This is a genomic window from Bacillus sp. mrc49, from assembly GCF_002803435.1.
This window is the reverse complement of sequence record NZ_PHNG01000204.1, coordinates 1-869: the sequence shown is the minus strand read 5'-3', so window position 1 is coordinate 869 and position 869 is coordinate 1. Positions and strand designations below refer to the sequence as shown.

Below are 869 nucleotides of genomic sequence, written 5' to 3'. Positions count from 1 at the left end.
TCCCCGGGTTTCAAAAAAATAGTGAAACTTTTGACCGGGGGGTATCTCAGTTAATTATTCTTCGAAATTATACCGTTCCTTGAATAGCCGTTTCATTCGATTCAGATTGAACTCATCTAATCCAAACGATTCTGCCTCTCCGAGAGATAAAACAACAAAATGTTTGTCCGTGTAATAATCATCTAGCGAGAAGAAATGAACCTGCTGCACATCATTGTAGGTAAAGATCTCATTCTTCTTTGCATCGAAACAGAATAGATATTCCTTTCCTTCTTCAAAGCATTGATCAGCAGAGCCATCTTCATTTCTCCCGTAAATAACAACAGGCGTTATACACTTTAACTTTGCTAACTTCACCACTTCTCATCATCCCATTTCTTTTTGTTAGTCTGGCCAAACACACGATCATGCATCTTGTTATGACATTGAAGGCATAACGTTTCAAGGTTATCCAATACCAAAGCAAGCATAGGATAGTGTTCGATCTCATACTTATGATGGACGTTGAGCTCTACACTCTTACGTTCACCTTCAACCTTCTTAGAGTCCACATGCACTCGACCGTCACGCTTACACTGTTGGCACTCGTAGTTGTCCCTATCCAACGCCTGCTGCCTTAGATTGTTCCAGTCACTGGTACGATAGAACTTCTTCTTCTGTGCTTCTGTCTTGTACTCAGGCATTATCCTTTATCGTCCTCGCATTTAGGGCAAACTGTTACTGAGTTTGCTTCAATACCATCAACATAATAGATTGTCCTATGAATGGCCCCACCGCACACTGAACATCTATCCTTGTCAATTTCATCCAGTTCATTAGCTAATGCTTCAGTATGTTTAGCAATAGCTCTAAGCTTCTGCTGCAGCCTA

3 protein-coding genes are annotated in these 869 nt (G+C 40.9%); all 3 read right to left on the bottom strand.

Annotated elements, in window-relative coordinates; genetic code table 11:
• Positions 1-54 precede the first annotated feature (54 nt).
• Positions 55-360 carry a hypothetical protein gene (locus CVN76_RS01440; protein ID WP_100530128.1) on the bottom strand — a complete coding sequence of 102 codons (306 nt, stop codon included), beginning with the start codon at positions 358-360 and terminating at the stop codon, positions 55-57.
• On the bottom strand, positions 354-683 hold the full coding sequence (locus CVN76_RS01435) for an HNH endonuclease (RefSeq protein WP_100530127.1): 330 nt from the start codon (positions 681-683) through the stop codon (positions 354-356). Before CVN76_RS01435 ends, CVN76_RS01440 begins: the two co-directional genes overlap by 7 nt.
• The coding region (locus CVN76_RS31575; RefSeq protein WP_232732050.1) for a hypothetical protein at positions 683-869 on the bottom strand (187 nt) is incomplete at its 5' end. The genes CVN76_RS01435 and CVN76_RS31575, both read right to left, overlap by 1 nt.

Excerpts from the sequence above, each read along its gene's own strand:
- CVN76_RS01435 (WP_100530127.1), bottom strand. The coding sequence starts at position 683 with ATGCCTGAGTACAAGACAGAAGCACAGAAGAAGAAGTTCTATCGTACC.